Annotated in this window: 17 protein-coding genes; 3 read left to right on the plus strand and 14 right to left on the minus strand. The window is 38.7% G+C overall.

All coding sequences use genetic code 11. The features are described from left to right. Positions 1 to 8: 8 nt before the first annotated feature. From atpE to R2Q70_RS15770, 4 genes are all read right to left on the minus strand, one after another. Positions 9 to 215 carry an ATP synthase F0 subunit C gene (gene atpE, locus R2Q70_RS15755; RefSeq protein ID WP_010601523.1) on the minus strand — a complete coding sequence of 69 codons (207 nt, stop codon included), beginning with the start codon at positions 213 to 215 and terminating at the stop codon, positions 9 to 11. 37 nt (positions 216 to 252) lie between these two features. Continuing rightward, complete coding sequence (gene atpB / locus R2Q70_RS15760; RefSeq protein WP_316808512.1) at positions 253 to 1,455, minus strand: F0F1 ATP synthase subunit A; 1,203 nt, start codon at positions 1,453 to 1,455, stop codon at positions 253 to 255. Positions 1,456 to 1,469: 14 nt separating this feature from the next. After that, positions 1,470 to 1,811, minus strand: a complete 342-nt coding sequence (locus R2Q70_RS15765) for a hypothetical protein (RefSeq protein WP_316808513.1) — start codon at positions 1,809 to 1,811, stop codon at positions 1,470 to 1,472. A gap of 188 nt (positions 1,812 to 1,999) precedes the next feature. Then, positions 2,000 to 2,221: an AtpZ/AtpI family protein gene (locus R2Q70_RS15770; RefSeq protein WP_316808514.1), complete on the minus strand. Its 222-nt coding sequence runs from the start codon at positions 2,219 to 2,221 to the stop codon at positions 2,000 to 2,002. A gap of 110 nt (positions 2,222 to 2,331) precedes the next feature. On the opposite strand from R2Q70_RS15770, the gene R2Q70_RS15775 reads away from it, so the two are divergent. From R2Q70_RS15775 to uvrC, 3 genes are all read left to right on the plus strand, one after another. Continuing rightward, positions 2,332 to 5,109 carry a gliding motility protein gene (locus R2Q70_RS15775; protein ID WP_316808515.1) on the plus strand — a complete coding sequence of 926 codons (2,778 nt, stop codon included), beginning with the start codon at positions 2,332 to 2,334 and terminating at the stop codon, positions 5,107 to 5,109. Between the two features lie 107 nt (positions 5,110 to 5,216). Next, the gene (locus tag R2Q70_RS15780) at positions 5,217 to 7,436 is read left to right on the plus strand and encodes a transglycosylase domain-containing protein (RefSeq protein ID WP_316808516.1); all 2,220 of its coding nucleotides are present in this window, start codon (positions 5,217 to 5,219) and stop codon (positions 7,434 to 7,436) included. Between the two features lie 197 nt (positions 7,437 to 7,633). Then, positions 7,634 to 9,436 (plus strand): excinuclease ABC subunit UvrC, encoded by a 1,803-nt coding sequence (uvrC, locus tag R2Q70_RS15785; protein ID WP_316808517.1) that lies wholly within the window; start codon positions 7,634 to 7,636, stop codon positions 9,434 to 9,436. A gap of 32 nt (positions 9,437 to 9,468) precedes the next feature. On the opposite strand, the gene ade is transcribed toward uvrC, so the two are convergent. The 10 genes from ade to R2Q70_RS15835 all read right to left on the minus strand — a co-directional run bounded on the left by ade (position 9,469) and on the right by R2Q70_RS15835 (position 22,217). Then, positions 9,469 to 11,106 (minus strand): adenine deaminase, encoded by a 1,638-nt coding sequence (ade, locus tag R2Q70_RS15790; RefSeq protein WP_316808518.1) that lies wholly within the window; start codon positions 11,104 to 11,106, stop codon positions 9,469 to 9,471. 101 nt (positions 11,107 to 11,207) lie between these two features. Then, positions 11,208 to 13,184: a thiamine pyrophosphate-dependent enzyme gene (locus R2Q70_RS15795; protein ID WP_316808519.1), complete on the minus strand. Its 1,977-nt coding sequence runs from the start codon at positions 13,182 to 13,184 to the stop codon at positions 11,208 to 11,210. 18 nt (positions 13,185 to 13,202) lie between these two features. Then, entirely contained in the window at positions 13,203 to 14,591 is a 1,389-nt protein-coding gene (locus R2Q70_RS15800; protein ID WP_316808520.1) for a LutB/LldF family L-lactate oxidation iron-sulfur protein, read from the minus strand. 81 nt (positions 14,592 to 14,672) lie between these two features. Further along, positions 14,673 to 16,331: a M28 family peptidase gene (locus R2Q70_RS15805; RefSeq protein ID WP_316808521.1), complete on the minus strand. Its 1,659-nt coding sequence runs from the start codon at positions 16,329 to 16,331 to the stop codon at positions 14,673 to 14,675. Positions 16,332 to 16,361: 30 nt separating this feature from the next. Beyond that, the gene (gene rpiB, locus R2Q70_RS15810; protein ID WP_316808522.1) at positions 16,362 to 16,799 is read right to left on the minus strand and encodes a ribose 5-phosphate isomerase B; all 438 of its coding nucleotides are present in this window, start codon (positions 16,797 to 16,799) and stop codon (positions 16,362 to 16,364) included. 45 nt (positions 16,800 to 16,844) lie between these two features. Continuing rightward, positions 16,845 to 17,726, minus strand: a complete 882-nt coding sequence (tatC, locus tag R2Q70_RS15815) for a twin-arginine translocase subunit TatC (protein ID WP_116170437.1) — start codon at positions 17,724 to 17,726, stop codon at positions 16,845 to 16,847. Positions 17,727 to 17,846: 120 nt separating this feature from the next. Beyond that, on the minus strand, positions 17,847 to 19,049 hold the full coding sequence (locus R2Q70_RS15820; RefSeq protein ID WP_316808523.1) for a hypothetical protein: 1,203 nt from the start codon (positions 19,047 to 19,049) through the stop codon (positions 17,847 to 17,849). Positions 19,050 to 19,199: 150 nt separating this feature from the next. Further along, positions 19,200 to 20,546 carry an acetyl-CoA carboxylase biotin carboxylase subunit gene (gene accC / locus R2Q70_RS15825; RefSeq protein ID WP_116170439.1) on the minus strand — a complete coding sequence of 449 codons (1,347 nt, stop codon included), beginning with the start codon at positions 20,544 to 20,546 and terminating at the stop codon, positions 19,200 to 19,202. 42 nt (positions 20,547 to 20,588) lie between these two features. After that, positions 20,589 to 21,065, minus strand: coding sequence for an acetyl-CoA carboxylase biotin carboxyl carrier protein (gene accB, locus R2Q70_RS15830; protein ID WP_010600127.1), 477 nt, complete (start codon positions 21,063 to 21,065; stop codon positions 20,589 to 20,591). A 153-nt stretch (positions 21,066 to 21,218) separates the two neighbouring features. Further along, positions 21,219 to 22,217, minus strand: a complete 999-nt coding sequence (locus R2Q70_RS15835) for a beta-ketoacyl-ACP synthase III (protein ID WP_316808524.1) — start codon at positions 22,215 to 22,217, stop codon at positions 21,219 to 21,221. Positions 22,218 to 22,234: the final 17 nt, after the last annotated feature.

A 22,234-nucleotide genomic window follows, 5' to 3' on the forward strand; every position in this document is an offset into this window, starting at 1 on the left:
TTCTTTGATTATTTTGCGATCAAAGAAACTACTACTGCGAATAAAGCAACCGCCTCGATAAAGGCTGCAGCGATAAGCATAGCAGTTTGAATTTTTGAAGCGGCTTCTGGTTGACGAGCAATAGATTCCATTGCAGATCCACCAATTTTACCGATACCTAATCCAGCGCCTATTGCAGCTAAGCCTGCGCCGATTGCAGCTAATGTTCCAGTCATTTTCTGATTTATTTATATTTATTTAACAATAATGTTCTTAATGGTGCTCTTCAACTGCCATACCTATAAATAAGGCAGAAAGCGTAGTAAAAATAAACGCCTGAATAAATGCAACCAGGAATTCAATTAAGCCGATAAACACAGCGAAGAAAATTGAAGCCGGAGCAATCCAAAGCGAGTTAAAAATAAAGATTAAGCAAAGTAACGACATCACCAAAATGTGACCTGCAGTAATGTTTGCAAATAACCTGATCGCCAAAGCGATTGGCTTGGTTAACGTACCAATTAACTCTAATGGCGCTAAAAATATCTTCATCGGAACAGGAACGCCTGGCATCCAAAAAATGTGCTTCCAGTAATGTTTGTTCCCTTTAAATGTGGTAATCAAATAAGTACAAACCGCTAATACGATAGTTAAAGCGATGTTACCTGTTACGTTAGCGCCTCCAGGAAAAAATGGAACCAAACCTAAAACGTTATTTAACCAGATAAAGAAAAATACAGACAATAAATAAGGCATGAAAGCACTGTATTTATGACCCAGGTTTGGTCTGGCAATATCATCACGAACGAATAAAATAATTGGCTCTAAGAACGACTGTAAACCTTTTGGCGATTTACCATTTCTTTTACGGTATGAAGATGCAATAGTCCCAAAGATAAGAACTAATAAAACCACCGATAACAACATACTGAAAACATTCTTAGTGATGGAGAAATCAAGCGGGCGGGCATTGGTAACTACTTCTGCACCATCTTTCACTTCGTGAGATACAAAAGCACCATGCTCATTTGCAGTAGCGTTTGCGTAGTAAATTTTATTGTGTGCCATTACAAAACGCTGACCACCTTTTTCTACTACATGCGTACCATCATCATTAAAGTTAAAAGCAGCAGAGCTAAACGTAACTAAACCAGTGTTTGTCCAAAGAATGATTGGCAAATGTAAATGTACACCATGCTCTCCATGACCAAAAAGTGTAAAGAAGTGACTATCGCTGATGTGATGAAAAATGAATGAAGTAATATCAAAACCTTTTTCTTTTTCTTCATGCGCTTCAGCGTGGTTAACAACAGCACCTGGCTCATGAGTAGCCGCTACAGCCGTATCAACAGGTAGCGAGGTAACAGTATCAGTTTGAGCGAAAGTATCATTTTTGATAGATAAAAACGCTATTAAAAGCGTAAAAACAACAATTACCTTCTTAACTTTCGACATGAAAACTTGGTTAAAATCCATTTATTGGCAGTTTTTTACTTTAAATTTTGGTGGCGCAAGTTACGCAACAAACAGTACATTTCAAAGACGGTAAACAATAAATAAAGAGAAAAAAAATTTACGATAAAAAGTAGACCGCTTTCCTTCGCTTTTATACTGTAAATCAACACAAAAGCCATACAAAAAATAAGCTTCACAATTACCGACCCTAATATTGCTACCACGCCGGCTTCCGGGTTTTTATTAATACCGATATGAGCCAACAGATAAGCGATGTAAGTTAACCCACCTAAAAACCCAAAGATGAGCCAAAAGCTTGGCACCAAAATATCTGAAGCAGGGAGAATCTGTGGTATAAGAACTACTACACCGATCATTAAACCAACGAAAATTAGGTATACGCTTGTAAATTTGGCCAGAGTCAATTGAAAAATAATTCTTTGTGGTTAAAAACTGCTGCAAAGATAGAGATTTTAATCACATTTTTGGCAAGCGTATCACAGCAAAATGTTTGATTTTTAAATTGTTGCAGCACACTACAGGATGAATCAAAGAAACTTTTAAGTTATTTCGTTACCTGTTTAATTACCTGATAAAGCGCAATGCCTACTCCCAATAAAGCAAAAGCTGCGGTAATAATCCTGGTTTCACTATTTCTATGTTCATCAATTTTATATCCAATAAAAGTGAGCAAACCAATGGTAATGATCATCTGAAAGCCTATGGCTGAATATTTTGCCGCTGCATTTACTTTTTTATTTGTATCGTCTTCTTTAGGATTTTCCATTTTTAAATGCAATAATTAAGTTAACTTTGAATAATTATAATTTGCAGCCAAATAAAATATTTTTGTTAAAATTTTGTTTATTGAATATCCACTAACGCGATTTATCATACTTGAAAAAACACTCTAACAAAGCATTAAATCCCTTCCTCCTCCTTATCAGCCTACTTTTTATTTATGGCTGCGTAGCAAATAAAGATACTGCTATCGACCGTAAGTTTCAAAATTTAACGGCAAGGTATAACTATATCTATAACTCAAATGTTTTGCTAACTGAATATAATGAGGGCTTACTACAAAGCTATACCGATAATTACGAAAAAATTTTACCAGTTTATTTGGATCCCGAGCCTCAGGTAAATCTGGTGCTTACGCCCGGTACGCCAAATAAACAATTAGATGAGGTCATCACCAAGGGACAGAGTATCATCAACGATAAAAGCTTTAGTAATTACATCGATGATGCTTACATGTTAATGGGCAAGGCAAATTATCTGAAAGGAAATTATTTTATTGCATCGGAGTATTTTGATTATGTAGCCAAAACTTATAACAATGATTTAAAAACATTTGTGTTGGCCATGAACTGGAAAGCACGCAGCCAAATGGAACTTAATAACATGGTGGTGGCAGATAAAATCTTAGATACCATGTTACGTGCCGCCGATAATCTTAAAAATGACATTGCTGAGCCATTGGCTACAACCGCCCAGATGAGAATTTATCAGAAGCGGAACAAAGAGGCCATGTTATTGCTAGAAAATGCAGTGCGTTTAGGCGACGACAAGCAACTGCGCATTCGCTGGCGGTATATCCTGGCACAACTTCAGGAACAGGATAACGATCTTCAAAATGCTTTTATTAATTATACTAAGGTAGAAAATAGTAATGCACCGTTTGAAATGTATTTTCATGCCAACCTGCAACGTATTAAAGTAAGGGCCTTGATTAGCGGTTACAAAGTTGATGAAGACAAAGCCCTGCTTGCTTTACTGAAAGATGATAAGAATTTCGATTATACGGATCAGATTTATTATCAGGTTGGAGAACTTTTTTCAAAGGAAGGTAAGTTTGTCAAAGCTGAAGAAAATTATCAAAAATCTGTGCAAAAAAGCACAAAAAACCAAAACCAGAAAGCGCTATCCTATCTTCGAATTGCCGATTTAAATTTTAAGGAGTTTAACAATTACATCAAGGCAAAACTATATTACGATAGTACGGCGATGATTTTGCCTAAAAACTTTCCGGATTACGACAACATTGTTAAAAAGGCTGATAACCTGAAGTATTTAACCGATCGTTATACCATTATCGCGAAGGAAGATACCGCACAAATGATTGCCAAACTTCCTTCTACAGAAAGGGAGGCGAGAATTAAAAGTTATTTAACGCCTAAAGTAGAAGTGGCAAATGTGCCTGTACTTGCCAATCAAACCTTAAATAATCCCGATTTCCCGAATCAATCGCTTAATTCGCCGCAGGTTGCTGCCGGCAGTACGTTCTACTTTAATAACAATGCTGCAATCAGTACCGGATTTGCTGATTTTAAAAAGCGCTGGGGGAACCGGCAACTGGAAGATAACTGGCGCCAAAGCCAAAGATCATCAGCACAGGAAAATACACAGGTGATGACTGGCGGCAATGTTGCCAACACCATTACACCTGCAAATGGCACTAATCCGCAATCTTCAACAGATCAAACATCACTCGAAAAACAATATCTTGATGCGCTGCCGTTAACGCCTGCTTTAATTGCCGTGTCTGATCAAAAAATTATCGATGCCTATTTCGAGATCGCCAGTTTTTATCAACAGGAGTTAAATGATAAAAACGAAGCAAATAAAATTTATACAGAGCTGTTGCGAAGATATCCGAACAATAACCATCTGGATGCTATATATTACAGTTTGTATCTAAACAATAAGGGAGTTGATGAAAACAGATCGAACGAATTCAGACAGCTGGTGCTGCAGAAGTTTCCAGCATCGAACTATGCCAAAACCATTTTAGATCCATCTTTTTCGGCCAAGCAAAGTACCATGGAAAACATTGCAAACAATAATTACAATGTTGCTTTCGAAGCTTATGCCAAAAAAGATTATCCTGGAGTAATTAAACAGGCAAATGATAATATCAGTGCCTTTCCTGATAACGATCTGGCACCGCAATATGCTTATCTAAAAGCAATTGCTGTTGGGCGTACAGCCAAGCTCGATCCCTTATTAACGGAGCTTAATGCCATTACAACACTTTATCCGAACGATTTAATTGTTACGCCTTTGGTGCGTGATCATTTAAAATACATTGAGGCCAATCTGGCTGAATTTAAACAACGCCCGGTGGCTTTGATTGATTTCGATTCAAATGAACCTCGATTTGTAAGTCAGGCAAAACCAATCGCGGTACCTGCGAAACCGCTGAATAACGATATTAATGCTGCCGCGGAAGAAAAACCTGCTGAAACCATTGCAAAACCTGTTGAAAAACCAGCAGAAGTTAAGCCTGCTGATGTTGTAAAACCAGCAAGTATTTTTAGTGCAGCAACTTCGAATGAGTATTATTATGTAATTGATGTGGCTGATGCGAGTTTAACTTTAAGTTCATCGCGTTTTGGAATTGGCCAGTTTAACCGTGGAAACTACCCTGATAATGATTTGGCGCATAAATTGATTGAGTTGGACAACGACCAGTTGATTTACGTAACCAGCTTTATTGATTTGGAAGATGCAAAACTTTACGAGTCGAGCATTATCGGGCAACTAAAAAATATTATGAAAGTGCCTGCAAATCTTTACAGAGGCTTTATTATCAGTAAAGAAAACTTCGAAAAACTGAACAGCAGAGATCGCATCAACGAATATTTAGAGTTTTTAAAAGATAATTACAAGTAGCACGAAGGCTGTTGAACGCAGCAAAAATCCGGTTCGTTAAAATTTTAATAAATTTGCGGCTAAAATAAGCTTCAATTGATTAGCTTTTGAACTAATTACAACACAAAATGAATAAATCCCTTTCTGCACAAGAAACAAGAAGATATAGTTTAATCATATGGAAAATAGTGGTGGGTGGCATAGCTGTTTTTGCCATTTTCATCTCGATGATTGGACTGGGGCTTTTCGGTGCGCTACCTTCTTTCAGAGACATTGAACACCCAAAAAGTAATCAGGCTTCTGAAATTATTGCCGAAGATGGCCGCCCGCTAGGAACTTATTTTGTGCAGAACAGGTCGAATGTTACGTATAAAGATATCTCAGAAAATGTAATCAACGGACTTATCGCTACTGAAGATACCCGCTTTAAAGAACATTCAGGAATTGATTTCAAACGTACATTTACCATCATTGGCTATAACCTGATCGGCAAAAAGCAAGGCGCAAGTACCATTACGCAACAGTTAGCCAAAAATCTTTTCCCAAGGGAATCAAATTTGAATTTCTTTTCATTGGTCCTAACCAAGTTTAAAGAGTGGATTGTAGCAGTTAAGCTGGAAAGGAATTATACCAAAGAAGAGATCATCACCATGTATTTAAACACGGTTGACTTCGGTAACCAGGCTTATGGGATAAAATCGGCAGCAAGGGTATATTTTAATACCACGCCAGATAAATTAACCTTAACCCAGGCATCAACTTTGGTTGGAATGCAAAAAGGAATTACCATGTACTCTCCTACCCGCCATCCGGAGCGTTCCAGAACCAGAAGAAACACCGTAATGGCGATGATGGTGAAATCGGAATTACTAAGCCAGCAGGAATTTGATGAACAGAAGGAAAAACCACTGGGCTTACACTTTAATGCAGCAACCGTTAATGATGGTATTGCTCCTTATTTCCGTTCGGTTTTAAAGAATGATATTAAAACAATTTTTCAGGAACAGGGCATTACCAAACCTGATGGAACACCATACGATCTGGATCGTGACGGGCTGAAAATATATACAACCTTAAATTACGATATGCAGGTATATGCTGAGGAGGCTCAGAAAGAATATATGAAGGTTTTACAGGCTCAATTTATCAATAGCTGGAAAGGTAGAAATCCTTTCAAAGGAAAAGACTTACAAATTGAGCAAGGTATTAAAAGATCAGATCGTTATAAATCGTTGAAACTGGAAGGTAAATCTGATGACGAGATCAAAACTGACTTTAATACCAAAACGGAAATGACCATTTTCACCTGGAAAGGAAACATTGATACGGTGATGAAACCTATTGATTCGGTACGTTATTACAAAATGTTATTGCGTAATGCCATGATGACGATGGATCCGACCAACGGACATGTGAAAGCCTGGGTGGGTGGAATTAACTACGAGCATTTCAAATATGACCAAGTAAAGATGGGAACGCGACAAGTGGGCTCAACAGCGAAACCATTTACTTATGCCGTAGCGATTGAAAATGGTTATTCTCCATGTTATACGGTATCAAACACACCTGTAACCATCGAAGGTTATGGCGAAAACTGGACACCAAGAAACTCTGGTAAGCCTTTACCGGGAAGCATCACTTTACAAAAAGCATTAGCTTACTCACAAAACTTTGTTACTGCATATTTAATGAAGCAAGTTGGCCCGGTTGCAGTTTCTAATCTGGCTACCAAAATGGGTATCCCAAATGTTCCGGCTTACCCATCCATCTGTTTAGGAACTTTCGATTCATCGATATTTAACATGGTTGGTGCATACGGGGCTTTTGCAAATAAAGGAACCTATACCAAACCAATTTATTTATTAAGGATTGAAGACAAAAATGGTGTGGTACTGTTCTCGCAAAAAGAAATACCTAAACCTATTATGAGCGAGGAAGTTGCTTATGTGATGACCCGGATGCTGAAGGGTGTGGTTTCAAACGGTACAGGCTCGAGGTTAAATTATAAGTATAAAGTGAATGCACCAATCGGTGCAAAAACCGGCACTACTCAAAATAACTCTGACGGTTGGTTTATGGCGATTACCCCACAACTGGTAACTGGAATCTGGACCGGATGCGAAGACAGGGCTTTCCACTTCATAAGCACTAACCAAGGTGAGGGTGCAAATACAGCGCTTCCAATTTTTGCCGGCTTCATTAAAAAGGTTTATGCCAATCCGGCGTTGAAGATTAGTCATGCCGATTTTGAAGCGCCTAAATCTGGTGTATCTATCACTTATGACTGTAACCAATACCAACAGCAGGAAGAAGGCACCACCGAACTCGACGAGAAACTGGGTTTTTAGTACGCCTGCCGCGTGAAGGATAGAAGTGGAAATCCTTTTGTGTTGCCTTGAGCGCAGCCGAAAGCAACACAAAAGATTGTAACAGATAGCCTGACCCTTTGCGCAGCTTAGGGACACGCCAAAATTCTCTTAAACAACATTAATCCTTATCCGCTTTTAGATCAGGATTTCGCATTTGAATTCTATTTTTGTAATTGATGAGCACTTTTGACCATAAAACCGCATTAACCGCAATTCCGCACAAACCCGGTGTGTACCAATACTGGGATGCCGATGGAAAGTTGATGTATATTGGTAAGGCGAAAGATCTGCGAAACCGGGTTGGCTCTTATTTTAATAGCGACAGACAACAATTTAATGGTAAAACGAGGGTACTGGTTTCAAAAATCAGGAAAATAACTTTTACCATTGTTGATACTGAAATTGATGCCTGGCTGCTTGAAAATAGCTTAATTAAAAAGCACCAGCCTAAATTTAATATTAATTTAAAGGATGATAAAACCTATCCCTGGATTATTGTAAAGAATGAACCATATCCACGGATTTACTGGACACGGAAAGTGATTAAAGATGGCTCAACTTATTTTGGTCCTTATGGATCGATTGGTATGATGCACACCATTCTGGATTTAATTAAAGAAACCTATCCGTTAAGAACCTGCAGCCTGCCGCTTAATGATAAAAATATTGCCGAAGGTAAGTTTAAAGTTTGTTTAGAATACCAGATTGGGAATTGTAAAGGCCCTTGTCAGGCTTACCAAAGCGAAAGTGATTACAATCAAAATATCGTTGAAATTAAAGAGATCTTAAACGGTAAAATCGGCAACGTCATTCGTGATGTGAAAGGGATTATTAAAACCGCTTCTGAGGAATTAAATTTCGAACTGGCACATCAATACTCCCGCAAGCTTCAGGTGCTGGAGAAATATCAAAGCAAATCGACCGTGGTAAACAGTGCCATTACCAATGTAGATGTGGTAAGCATTGCATCTGATGAGCGTTACGCTTTTGTAAATTACCTTAAGGTGATGAATGGTACCATTATTCAAACTCAAACCATTGAAATTAAAAAGCAACTGGATGAGAGTGATGATGAGCTTTTGATTACCGCTATGCTGGAGTTCAGGACAAAATTTAACAGCACTTCGAAAGAAATCATTGTGCCTTTTGAACTTTCTTTGGAAGATGAACAACTTAAATTTACGGTTCCTAAACTTGGAGAGAAGAAAAAGCTGCTGGAACTATCGCAAAAAAATGTGCTGTTCTTTAAAAAGGAGAAACTCAATCAGTATGAAAAACTCAATCCGGATTTAAGAACCGACCGCATATTAACAACGATGCAAAAGGATTTGCGGTTAACGCAACTACCCAAACACATTGAATGTTTTGATAACTCCAACTTTCAGGGAAAATATCCGGTTTCGGCGATTGTGGTGTTTAAAGATGCAAAGCCATCGAAAAAAGATTACCGCCATTTCAATGTGAAAACCGTTGAAGGTCCGAACGATTTTGCTACGATGGAAGAAGCCGTTTTCCGTCGTTACAGGCGTATGCTGGAAGAAGACCAACCTTTGCCGCAACTCATTATCATTGATGGTGGTAAGGGCCAGCTTTCCTCAGCGATGAAGAGTTTGAAATTGTTAGGCATTGAAAATCGGGTAACGGTGATTGGTATTGCCAAAAGACTGGAGGAGTTGTTTTATCCCGGAGATTCATTTCCATTGTATTTAGATAAAAAATCGGAAACACTGAAGGTGATTCAGCAGCTGCGTGATGAAGCCCACCGATTCGGAATTACTTTCCACCGTAAAAAACGCGACCAAGGGACACTTAAAACTGAACTGGAGCAGATTGAGGGCATCGGCAAAACTACTGCCGATAAGCTGTTAAAGCATTTTAAATCTGTTAAAAAAATAAAAGAAGCAACCGAAAAAGAACTTGGAGAAGTTTTAAACAGGAAGCAAATGTTAACCCTGCAGGAATATTTTAAGCAGGAATAAACCTACCACTTGTTAAAATTTCTAACAAAAGCCTACACAAATTCGAATTTATCTCCATCAAACAATCCTTTATCGCTTAACTTTAAATGTGGAATAACCAGTAGTGCCATAAAAGAAAGTGTCATAAAAGGTGCCACCAGCGTAGCGCCCAATTCTTTTGAAAACTGATCGATTGAAGTGTAAAGCGCAGCGACTTCGTAACCGTTATGATTACTCATTAAACCTGCAACCGGTAAAGGCAGCACTTCTTCTTTTCCATTTCCTAAAGCCACTACACCGCCTGTTTCTTTAATTACCAGGTTAACTGCCTTGCAAATGCTGCTATCATCAACGCCAACTGCAATGATATTATGGCTATCATGAGCAACACTTGATGCTATTGCACCTTGCTTTAAACCAAAGTTTTTTACAAATGAAACAGCAATTGGCGCATCATGATAGCGGTTTACCACAACCATTTTAAGTACATCATTTTCTAAATCGCTGATGATGTTTCCATTCGAAACTTTAGGCACCACTGCGAGCTTATTCGTGATCAACTGGCCATCTAATGCCTCGATCACCGGTATTGTTTCCTGCCCTGTAAAAGCGTAGGCAAAATCTTCCTCTTTTTTAAAACTGCAGTCGAAATGATTTACTGATTCTTTTTCTCTTGAATGCTCCACCCAATCGCCAACCATTTCACCATTTTCAGCAAGCAAAATACCATTAATGTAAGTTTGCTTTATGTTGAAGTTTACTAAATCTTCGGCAACAATGAAATCGGCAAAATCGCCAGTTTTTAATGCGCCAACATCTAACTTATAATGAAGAATCGGATTGATGCAAGCCGCTTGTAAAACGTTAAAAATATCAATTCCTTTCGCCACTGCTCTGGCGCAAATTTCGTTGATATGGCTTTCCACCAAGCTGTCAGGGTGTTTATCGTCACTGCAAAACATCATCATATCTGGCCAATCGTTAAGCAAATCGATTAGCGCCTCAAAATTTTTGGCGGCACTTCCTTCGCGAATGAGAATTTTCATTCCACGCTGTAGCTTATCTAATGCTTCTTCTGCGGTAAAACATTCGTGGTCTGTAGAAATTCCTGCATCAATATATTGTTGAACAGCATCGCCACGCAAACCAGGTGCGTGTCCATCAACAGGTTTACCTAAATCATGCGCTGCTGCAATTTTTTTTAAAACCTCCTCATCCTCATGAAGCACTCCAGGAAAATTCATCATTTCGCTGAGGTATTTAATTTCCGGCCGTTCTAAAAGCGACTTCACATCATCGTGATTTAATTCAGCGCCAGCGGTTTCGAAAATAGTGGCCGGAACACAGCTGGGTGCACCAAAGTTAAATTTGAAGGGAACAGTATTGCCATTTTCAATCATAAACTCCACGCCTTCCATGCCGCAAACATTGGCAATTTCATGCGGATCGCTAATCGTAGCAACCGTTCCGTGAACGACCGCCAGCCTCGCAAATTCACTTGGTATGAGCATGCTGCTTTCAATATGAACATGGCTATCAATAAAACCTGGAAGGATAAAATGCGTTTCATCTCTTGCTTCAGCTATTTTATTGATGGATTTAATTTTTCCATCTTCTACTTCTACTTCACCAAAGAAAATATTTCGATCGGTAATTTCAACTATGTTTCCCTGGATTTTAAAATTGCTCATTGTGATTTTTTACTTTGTCGTCACCCTGAATTTAATTCAGGGTCTTAAAGCAATAAGATGCTGAAATAAATTCAGCATGACAATACGGCTGGAAACCGCGGTTAATATTTCAATAATTTTTCAATCGTTGTTGCTAATCTGGCTTTTGCCAAAAACTCATCTTCTAAAGCTTTATTCATCGGAATTGCGGTATCTAAACTGGCACAACGCATAACCGGTGCATCCAGATATTGGAAGCAATGTTCCCCAATCCATGCCGAAATTTCCGCACCAAAACCATTGGTCAGTGTGTCTTCATGTAAGATTAACACTCTGCCAGTTGATTTTACCGCATCACGAACAGCCTCTTTATCCCAAGGTTGCAACGTACGTAAATCAATTAGTGTTGCGTTGCTTTCCGGATTATTTTTCAGGCAATCCAACGCCCAATGAACACCTAATCCGTAAGTGATGATGGAAAATTTATTTCCGTCGGCAAGTTTAACGGCCTTTCCAATTTCAGTGGTGTAATATCCATCTGGAACGGCAGCGGTTAAACTTCTGTATAAATATTTATGTTCGAAATAAATAACCGGATTCGGATCTTCAATTGCGGCCAGCAACAAACCTTTGGCATCTTCAGGAAAAGCCGGATAAACAACTTTTAAGCCCGGCGTTTTGGTAAACCACGCCTCATTGCTTTGTGAGTGAAATGGCCCTGCACCAGTTCCAGCGCCTGTAGGCATACGCACTACCACATCGGCTTTTTCACCCCAACGATAGTGCGTTTTGGCTAAATTGTTTACAATCTGGTTAAAACCAACGGTAACAAAATCGGCAAACTGCATTTCTACAACAGCTTTATATCCATTAATAGATAAACCTAAACCTGCACCAACAATAGCAGATTCGCAAATTGGCGTATTGCGCACCCTGTTTTTTCCGTACTTGGAAGTAAAACCATCGGTAATTTTAAAAGCACCGCCGTAATCGGCAATATCTTGTCCCATCAAAACAAGGTTGGGATACTTTTGCATCGCCAAATCTAAGCCATCAGTAATGGCGTCTAAATATCTTTTTTCTGTTGAAGCCTGAGCGGGTTCCACTACCTGCTGTTCGTGAGGAAAATACATATCGTATTCTTCCTGATTAGCATCCACTTTAGGTTCGGCTTCATCAAATGCCTCTTCAACTTCTAATTCAATATCTTTTTTGATTTTTGCCCTGATCTCAATGATGGAATCGGCTGTTAAAACTCCTTGTTCAATAAGGTAATTCTCATAGTTACTCAGCGGGTCTTTCTTTTCCCACTCATCAAATAACTCCTGCGGAACATACTTTGTTCCCGATGCTTCCTCATGCCCACGCATTCTAAAAGTTAAACATTCCAGTAAAATCGGGCGTGGATCTTTACGAATTTCATTAGCCAGTTGATGGATGGTATCGTAAACTTCGAGAATGTTATTCCCGTCAATTTGCCTACCTTCTATCCCATAACCAATGGCTTTATCAACCAGATTTTTGCATCTGAATTGTTCTGATTTCGGGGTGGATAAGCCGTAACCATTATTTTCGATCAAAAAAATTACGGGCAAATTCCAAACTGCTGCCACATTAACCGCCTCATGAAAATCGCCTTCGCTGGTGGCACCTTCGCCGGTATAAACCAAGGTTGCTTTTTGTTTACCAGCTAAAACATCGGCTAATGCTATTCCATCGGCTAATGCCATTTGCGGACCGAGATGAGAAATCATCCCGATAATTTTATAGTCTTGTGTACCAAAATGAAAAGAGCGGTCGCGGCCTTTGGTAAAACCTGTAGCTTTTCCCTGCCATTGCGCCATCAATTTTTTCAGGGAAATATCTCTGGAAGTAAAAACGCCCAGATTGCGATGCATAGGCAAAATGTATTCATCACTTTGCATCGCCAAGGTAGAACCAACGGCGATGGCTTCCTGACCGATGCCTGAAAACCATTTCCCAATCCTTCCCTGGCGCAAAAGCTTAAGCATTTTCTCCTCAACCATTCGAGGATAAAGCAATCTTTTATATAAATTTAACAGGAATGAGTCGTCTTTATTGCCGCGGTTAAATTGCATATTTGGTTAGGTATTTTGTTAAGACTCTTTATTCTTCTTCATTTCTTCAAATTGTTTGGAGAAAGATTTATCTGCCACCTTCGGCATTTCCCGATATTTACCCCAGCTTTTTTTGAAGAAGCTTTTGAGCAAGAAATTTTTGAATTTTCCACCGAAGAAGTCCATCCATTTCCGTTTTTGCATCATCCGGTTAAACATTCCCCAACCCATTTCTTCTACCTTACCGTTTTCATGCGCAGCTGCCGCATCTCTGCGGTTAAGCAATAACATTTTATGGATATCGATTTTTACAGGACATACTTCAGAGCATTTTCCGCATAAACTGGAGGCATAACTTAAGTGTTTAAACTCTTCCATGCCTTTTAAATGTGGCGTAATCACCGAGCCGATTGGCCCACTGTAAGTGGTATTGTAAGTGTGGCCGCCAATATTTTTATAAACCGGGCAAGCATTTAAACATGCACCACAACGAATGCAGTACAAACCTTGTCGCTGGTCTTTTTGCGCCAATAAATTCGTCCGCCCGTTATCTAAAAGGATCACATACATTTCCTCGGGGCCATCGGTTTCGTTAGGTTGGCGAGGGCCGCTTAAAATGGTATTGTAAACCGTTAAATTTTGTCCCGTTCCATGCGAAGCCAGCAAAGGCCAGAACAGATCCAAATCGGCCATTGAAGGAATAATCTTTTCGATACCCACAATGGCAATATGTATTTTTGGAAATGTGGTACTCAAACGGGCATTACCTTCATTTTCTGTAATGGCTATACTTCCGGTATCGGCAATTAAAAAGTTTCCTCCACTAATGCCTATATCAGCATTCAGGTATTTATCACGAAGTAATTCCCGTGCTTTTTGAACGAGCTGTGGTGGAGTGGCATCAATCGGTGTTCCGAATTTATCATGAAACAATTTAGCAATATCTGAAGCACTTAAGTGCATTGCAGGCGTAACGATGTGGTAAGGTGCCTGCCCCAGTAACTGAACAATGTATTCGCCTAAATCACTTTCCAAAGATTCGATTTGATTGCTTTCGAGGAAATCATTTAAATGAATTTCTTCGGTGGTCATTGATTTAGATTTGATCACCGTTTTGCCGTTATTCCGCTTAATGATGTTTAAAATTTCCTGCTGCGCTTCTGCGGCATCATTGGCCCAAATCACCTTTCCTCCTCTACGCTGAAAGTTAGACTCAAACTCAGGCAAAAACTTATCAAGATTTTCCATCACACGCCATTTAATCACGTGTGCTTTCTTTTTTGAAGCCTCAAGGTTTTCGAATTTTGATAGCCCGCGTTCTACTGCCGTATTGTATTTTCCAATGTTATAGTTGATGGTTTTACGATGCGGTAAATCAAAAGCTTTCTCATCAGATTTCTCTAAAAATTCCTCGGCAGTTTTCATCATAATTCAAAGATAGGAATTTCTATTACGGCCTAAAGTAATGTGCATAAAAAAGCCCCGACTGCTTTAGTCGGGGCTGAATTTTTATGGTTGAGGTATTGTACTACCTTTTTTTGGATTCCCTTTTCCATCTTTATCTACCGCAGGGCGCTTAGCTCTGTTAGCCAGTTCCCATGCTGTAAAGTAGGTAAGTTTTGCTCTTTTGGTTAACAATGGGAAATTAATTTTACTAACCTCATCGCCTGGTCTGTGATAGTCTTGCTCCAACATTCCATCATAATAAAAGATAATAGGAATGCCCAATTTGGCAAAGTTATAGTGATCTGAACGATAATAAATACGTTGTGTATCCTGAGGATCATCATATTTATAATCTAATTTCATTTTGGTATACGTAGCATTCACCTGCTCACTTAAATTACCCAGCTCACTGCTTAACATGTTTGAACCTACAGAATAAATGTAGTTAGCAGAATCAGGTTTACCTAAATATTCTTCGCCAATACGGCCAATCATATCTGTGTTTAAGTTGGCAATCGTATTCTCTACCGGAAAAATTGGATGTTGTGAGTACCAATCTGAACCCCACAAACCTTTTTCTTCACCTACAACAGTCATGAAAAGAATGCTGCGTTTTGAGCCGTTACCTGCTTTTTTAGCATCGGTAAATGCTTTTGCCATTAACAGCACACCTGTTGTACCAGAACCATCATCATCTGCTCCATTGTTGATTTTATCTGGTCCTTCCACTTCTGGAGTGATGCCAATATGGTCATAATGGCCAGTTAATACCAAAACTTCTTTTTTCAATTTCGGGTCAGTTCCTTCCAGGAAACCTAAAACATTTTCTCCACGAACTTCAGTGCCCTTTTTCATCGCACTTGCAGAAATGGCAACGTTGATTGTTTGTGATGCTGGTTTTGCACTTTCAGTAACTTTTTTCTGAAAAGCATCAACCGAAGTGTTTGCAGCTTTTAAAATTTCATTCGCTGTTGCGGTAGAAATGCTGATAATTGTGAACGGGTTTTGCTTTTTCATACGCTCAACCACTTCTTCTGTTCTCATCACTACCTGGCCAGCTTCTAAAGAGGCTTTACGCTCTGCAGAAATATTATCAACAGAAGGATCGATCAGAATAACAGCTTTCGCTTTATTTTGAGCCAGGTAACCTAATTTTTTCTGCCTCGCCATCATCGCAGCACGACGATCAGCCTTGTCTGTAGCTTTTGCAGTTGGATCTCCGGCAGCAAAAATTAAAACAACTTTTCCTTCTACGTTAATGCCATCGTACTCATTAAATCCATCTTTGGAGATGCCGTAACCAGCAAAAACAATATCATCAGCACTGAAAGTGAAGCCGTTTAAACCTACCGCGTTACTGGTGATTAAATAATCTTTGTAAGCTTGCTTTGGCTGCCCGTTAATGGTTAACATGCTCTCACTAATGGCATAAGTAGCAAGATCAATTTTTTGGAAGTATCCTCCATCCACAGGGCCTTTTAATCCAAGTGATTTGAAATAGTCACGAATATAATCGGCAGCCATCCATGCACCTTTTTTACCAGTTTCACGACCTTCGTATTCATCAGAAGCTAAAACAGAAAGATGTTTGAAAGCGTTTTCAGGATTTATGGCTTTGCTAAACCTAATTGCATCTTTATTAGGTGCAAGCGGTTTAACTTGAGCAAAGCAGCCAACACTTAGTATCGACGCCAGGCCTAGGGTTAAAAATCTTTTATTCATTATGGGTAATAGTTAGTTTAGTTAATAAGGTTAGCACGAAATTTTATCCACTCTTGTCTGGTGACGGCCACCTTCAAATTCAGTATTTAAAAATGTGGTGGTAATTTCTTTTGCCAATTCTTCTGAAACAAAGCGAGCCGGAATGCATAATACATTTGCATTATTGTGTTTTCTTACCAGAGATGCAACCTCATTCTCCCAGCATAAGCCCGCACGAATACCTGCATGTTTATTGGCAGTAATGGCTACACCATTTGCAGAACCACATAGCAGGATGCCGTAGGTAAATTCACCGTTTTCAACTGCAGCGGCTAAAGGGTGTGCAAAATCCGGGTAATCTACAGAATCCAGTGAATGGGTACCAAAATCCTTAACCTCGTAATTCTTAAGGAATTCTTTAAGCACTTCTTTATATTCAAAACCAGCGTGATCTCCACCAATCGCTATTTTAATTCTAGTTTCAGACATGTCCAAATTTATAGAGAATTATAAAATGTATTCGTAATGTTTTTGTTAGTTAGCGTAAAATGCTGCCTCCGCTTTTTTCTTTTTTCTCTCGATAAAAGCAGAGACGAAAATACTCAATTCATATAGCAAGAATAGCGGCGTGGCAACAATTAGCATCGTCATAATATCTGGTGTTGGTGTTACAATTGCCGATATGATTAAGATGATTACGGCTGCATACCTTCTGCTCGATCGCATCAGTTTTGGCGTCATTAATCCAAGTTTCGAAAGGATGAAAATGATCACCGGAAGCTCGAAAATAATACCAGTTCCTAGCGTTAATGTGGCAACTGATGATAAGTATGAATCGACAGTGAAAGTGTTTTTAATTTCCTCACTTACCGTGTAACCCGTTAAAAAGTTAACAGAAAGCGGGCAAACAATGAAATACCCGAATAAAATACCGCATACAAAAAGTACCGAAGCAAAAAATACAAAACCACTTGCAGATTTACGTTCATTTTCGTGTAGAGCTGGTTTGATGAAACGCCAGATTTCCCAAAGTAAATAAGGAAAACCCACCACAATACCACACATTACGCAAACATTTAACTGAAGATTAAACTGCCCAGCCATCTCAGTATTAATGATTTCTCCATTAATTTTGGTGATACACATATCTGCACCCAGCGAAGGAAATTTCTCCACCAATTTACACATCATGCGATAAGTCCAGAAATCAGGCTTTTTTGGCCCGAAAATAATTCTATCCAGGATAAATTCGTTGAAGTAAAAAGCGATACCAGTGAATACGGCAATGGCAATTACGGCTCGGATCAAATGTTTACGCAGAACATCAAGATGATCAAAAAAAGACATTTCTGCCTCTAAAGTTGTACTCTTTTGTCCTATAGCTTTTGTAAGGGAAGTTTTTTTAGTGTCGCTCATGTTGAAAACAAAAATACCATTCTAATTGAATAGAATGGTATCTACGTGTTAAATATAGAAATAGTTTATATTATTTAGCAAAAAGCATATATAAATATCATTTTCAAAATTGGTAATAATCTATTTCTGTACTTTGATCAGGCTTAACTGTTTTAAATTGGATGCATTGCTATAGTTGAACTGATAAATACCATCATCACCTGTTACAATTAATGATTTTGGCCCTGCAATCACATCGAAACTTTTTATATTTTGCAAATGCTGAAGCATATTATTGCCAATCGCTTTATTATCAGTGATATTGAAGCTCTTAATACCAAAGTTACCTTCACATAAAAATAGGTTATTTCCATTTACGCTTAAGCCGTGAGGGTTCTGCATTGGAAAAACAGCAATCTGTTTGGGTTTTGTCGGATCTTCAATATCAACAACTTCAAGCTGATTACTCGCTTGCCTGCAATTATTGCCTGTTCGCAAAGTAACATAAGCGAATTTTCCCTGTACCACTACCGGGTCGCAGGCAAAAACATGGCTATAAGTAGAAAGTTTAACTGGATTAGCAGCATCAGCTGCATTAAAAATGTGCATCCCGGTATTGGTGCCAATAAACAACTTGTTGTCGTAAGGAAAAATTGTTTCCACTCCAAAACCTAAATTTATTGCTTTTACAAATGACGGATTTGAAGCATTTTTCACATCAAACAAGCCTAACTCATACATACCAACCGTATAAAGGTGATCGTTCATTAACGTAAATCGTGCCATCGAGCCACCCTGACCAGAAGAACCGCTTTGAGAAGATGAACTGGAATAGGCTGCAATATCATTAATGACGCCTCCCTTATAAACCTGTTTCTTTACCACTGTATCTTTAGTATAGAAAAGATATTTTTGAACACCAGCAGAATAAACCTGCTTAAAAACATCATTTACCCTTTTAACTTGTTTAATACTGTTCATATTTGAAATATCAAAAGCAAGCAAGTCAATAAAGCTATCAGCGTAAAGAATATTATTTTGAATAGCAAGATCTACGTTGCCCGGAATCTGTACAAAAGCTATATTTACCGGCGCACTTGGATTTACATTGTTATAAATATGAATTCCTTCATTAGGTTCGTTGATGAAGAGATAATCATTGTAAATATAAATTTTGCCTGTTTTTTTTGCTTCTATTGCTTTGGTTAAACCTACCGGCAGGGCTCGCATCTGCTCTACTGTAATCATTTTTGTAATTTTGATGACTTCATATTCATCCTTCTTACATTGAGTAAATACTGCAACAAGCAGAAGCAGCAAAACGTTAAATAGATATTTTTTCATATTTGAGGGTTTTAACTTAGAAACGGGTGTAATCTCCTAAACGCTACAAGGTTATGAATTATTTTCGATAAAATTTTAGATTACTCTATTCGCTAAAAACAAAAAAGCCAGGATTTTGCAAACCTGGCTTTTTTGAAATATTGATTTTAATTACTCTGAATCTACAAATTCAAATGTTTCCATAAATTTAGTGGTGAAATTACCGGCTCTGAAATTCGGATCTTTCATCAACTGTAAATGGAAAGGAATAGTTGTTTTTACTCCTTCAATTACAAACTCACCCAAAGCACGTTCCATGGTGCAAATGGCTTCTTCGCGGGTTTGCGCCACGCAAATTAACTTTGCAATCATCGAATCATAATTTGATGGAATAGAATATCCGGCATACACATGTGTATCTACACGAACACCATGACCACCCGGAGAATGAAAATTAGTGATTTTTCCTGGTGAAGGGCGGAAGTTATTTGCTGGATCTTCTGCATTGATACGACATTCAATCGCATGCATATCAGGGAAATAGTTTTTACCAGAAATTGGGATTCCAGCAGCAACTTTAATTTGTTCTTTGATTAAATCGAAGTTGATTACTTCTTCGGTAACCGGATGCTCTACCTGAATACGTGTATTCATTTCCATAAAGTAGAAATTGCGGTGTTTATCAACCAAAAATTCGATTGTACCAGCACCTTCATAATTTACGGCTTGTGCTCCTTTAATAGCAGCCTCTCCCATCCTTACACGAAGTTCTTCCGTCATGAATGGTGATGGAGACTCCTCCACCAATTTCTGGTGACGACGTTGAATAGAACAATCACGTTCAGATAAGTGACAAGCTTTACCAAATTGATCACCAATAATCTGGATTTCAATGTGGCGAGGATCTTCGATGTATTTCTCTAAATATAAACCATCATTACCAAAAGCAGCACCAGATTCCTGACGGGCACTATCCCATGCGTTCTCGAATTCTTCATCTTTCCAAACCACACGCATTCCACGGCCACCACCACCGGCAGTAGCTTTAAGAATAACCGGATAACCCATTTCGTTTGCAATCGCGATACCTTCTTTAACGCTGGTTAACAATCCTTCAGAACCTGGAATGGTTGGCACACCAGCAATTTTCATCGTTTCTTTAGCAGAAGCTTTATCGCCCATGCCATTGATTTGTTCAGGAGTTGCACCAATAAATTTGATACCGTACTCGCGACAAATGTTTGAAAACTTAGCGTTTTCTGATAAAAACCCGTAACCTGGGTGTATGGCATCAGCATTAGTTAATTCTGCTGCTGAAATAATATTTGGGATATTTAAATAAGAATCTTTACTTGGAGGAGGACCAATACAAACAGCCTCATCAGCAAAACGTACGTGCAAACTTTCGCGATCGGCGGTAGAGTACACAGCAACCGTTTTGATGCCCATTTCCTTACAGGTACGGATAATACGCAAAGCGATTTCTCCCCTGTTGGCAATTAGTATTTTTTTAAACATATATTTTAAATTAGCTAATTGGCTAATTAGTTAATTAGCTAATTAGATAGGTTCTACTAAAAACAACGGTTGATCGTATTCAACTGGTGACGCATTATCAACCAAAATTTTAACGATACGACCTGAAACTTCACTTTCAATTTCATTGAAAAGTTTCATTGCCTCAATAATACATACTACTTTACCAGTACTGATTTCATCGCCTACATTAACGAAAACTGGTTTATCAGGGCTCGATGAGCGGTAGAAAGTACCAATCATCGGTGATTTAACCGTAATGTATTTTGAAGTGTCTTCTGCAACTGGTACTGCAGGCGTTGCTGCAACCGGAGCAGTAGGAGCTGTTGCAACTGGCGCAGCAGCCTGTACAAGCGGTGCCTGAGGCACGGTAGCATGCACAACTGTTGGTGCCTGGTTTGTTTTAATCGTAATCTTGAAGTTTTCCTGCTCAATAGCAACTTCGTTTACTCCAGAACGAGAAACAAATTTAATCAGTTCCTGTATTTGTTTGATATCCATTTTTTAATCCTTGTTATGTAAAAAATAGTGTATAAATGAATTAACTAAGTTATACTTTTTTTGTTTGTAATTATAGAGAAATAGGCACTGGAAATAAGAAATAGGCAGCGCTTATGATGCATTTGTCTATTTTCTATTGACTATTTCAAATTCCTAATTTGTATCGTAAGCCCATTTAAGATAAACTGAACCCCAGGTAAAGCCTCCGCCAAAAGCAGCCAACACAATGTTATCTCCTTTTTTAAGTTTGCTTTCCCATTCCCATAAACATAAAGGAATGGTTCCGTTGGTGGTATTACCGTAACGTTCGATGTTGATCATTACTTTATCAGTAGTAACGCCCATGCGGTTTGCTGTAGCATCGATAATGCGTTTATTCGCTTGGTGAGGCACCAACCAGGCAATATCATCAGATGTTAAGCTGTTACGTTCCATAATCTCTGCAGCTACATCTGCCATATTGGTTACGGCAAATTTGAAAACTGTTGGACCTTCCTGGTGTGCAAAATGTTCTCTTGCATCAATGGTTTCGTGGGTGGCTGGCTTAACTGAACCGCCAGCTTTCATTCCTAAGAAATCTCTGCCAGAACCATCAGTTCTTAAAATAGAATCCTGAATTCCTAAACCTTCTTCATTTGGCTCTAATAAAGCACAACCGCAACCATCACCAAAAATGATACAAGTGGTGCGGTCTTCGTAATTGATAATTGACGACATTTTATCGCCACCTACCACCAATACTTTTTTGTGTCTTCCTGATTCAATAAATGATGCACCAGTAGATAAGCCGAAAATAAAGCCAGAACAGGCTGCCTGTAAATCATAACCCCAGGCATTGGTTGCGCCAACTTTATCAGCTAAAACGTTAGCCGTAGCAGGGAAAGTAAAATCTGGCGTAGTGGTGCAAAAGATAATTAATTCGATTTCCTTTGCATCAATACCTCTTTTTTTAAGCAAACCATTTACAGCATGAACCGCCATATCTGATGTACCCAAGCCTTCACCTTTTAAAATTCTGCGTTCTTTAATTCCCGTTCTGCTGGTAATCCACTCATCCGAAGTGTCAACAATGGTTTCTAACTCTGCGTTTGTAAGCACATAGTCGGGGACGTAACCATTAACTGCCGTAATAGCAGCGTGAATTTTACTCATTTGAAAAATTTTAAATA

The organism is Pedobacter agri (genome assembly GCF_032678665.1).
In the GTDB taxonomy this organism is placed as follows: domain Bacteria; phylum Bacteroidota; class Bacteroidia; order Sphingobacteriales; family Sphingobacteriaceae; genus Pedobacter; species Pedobacter agri_A.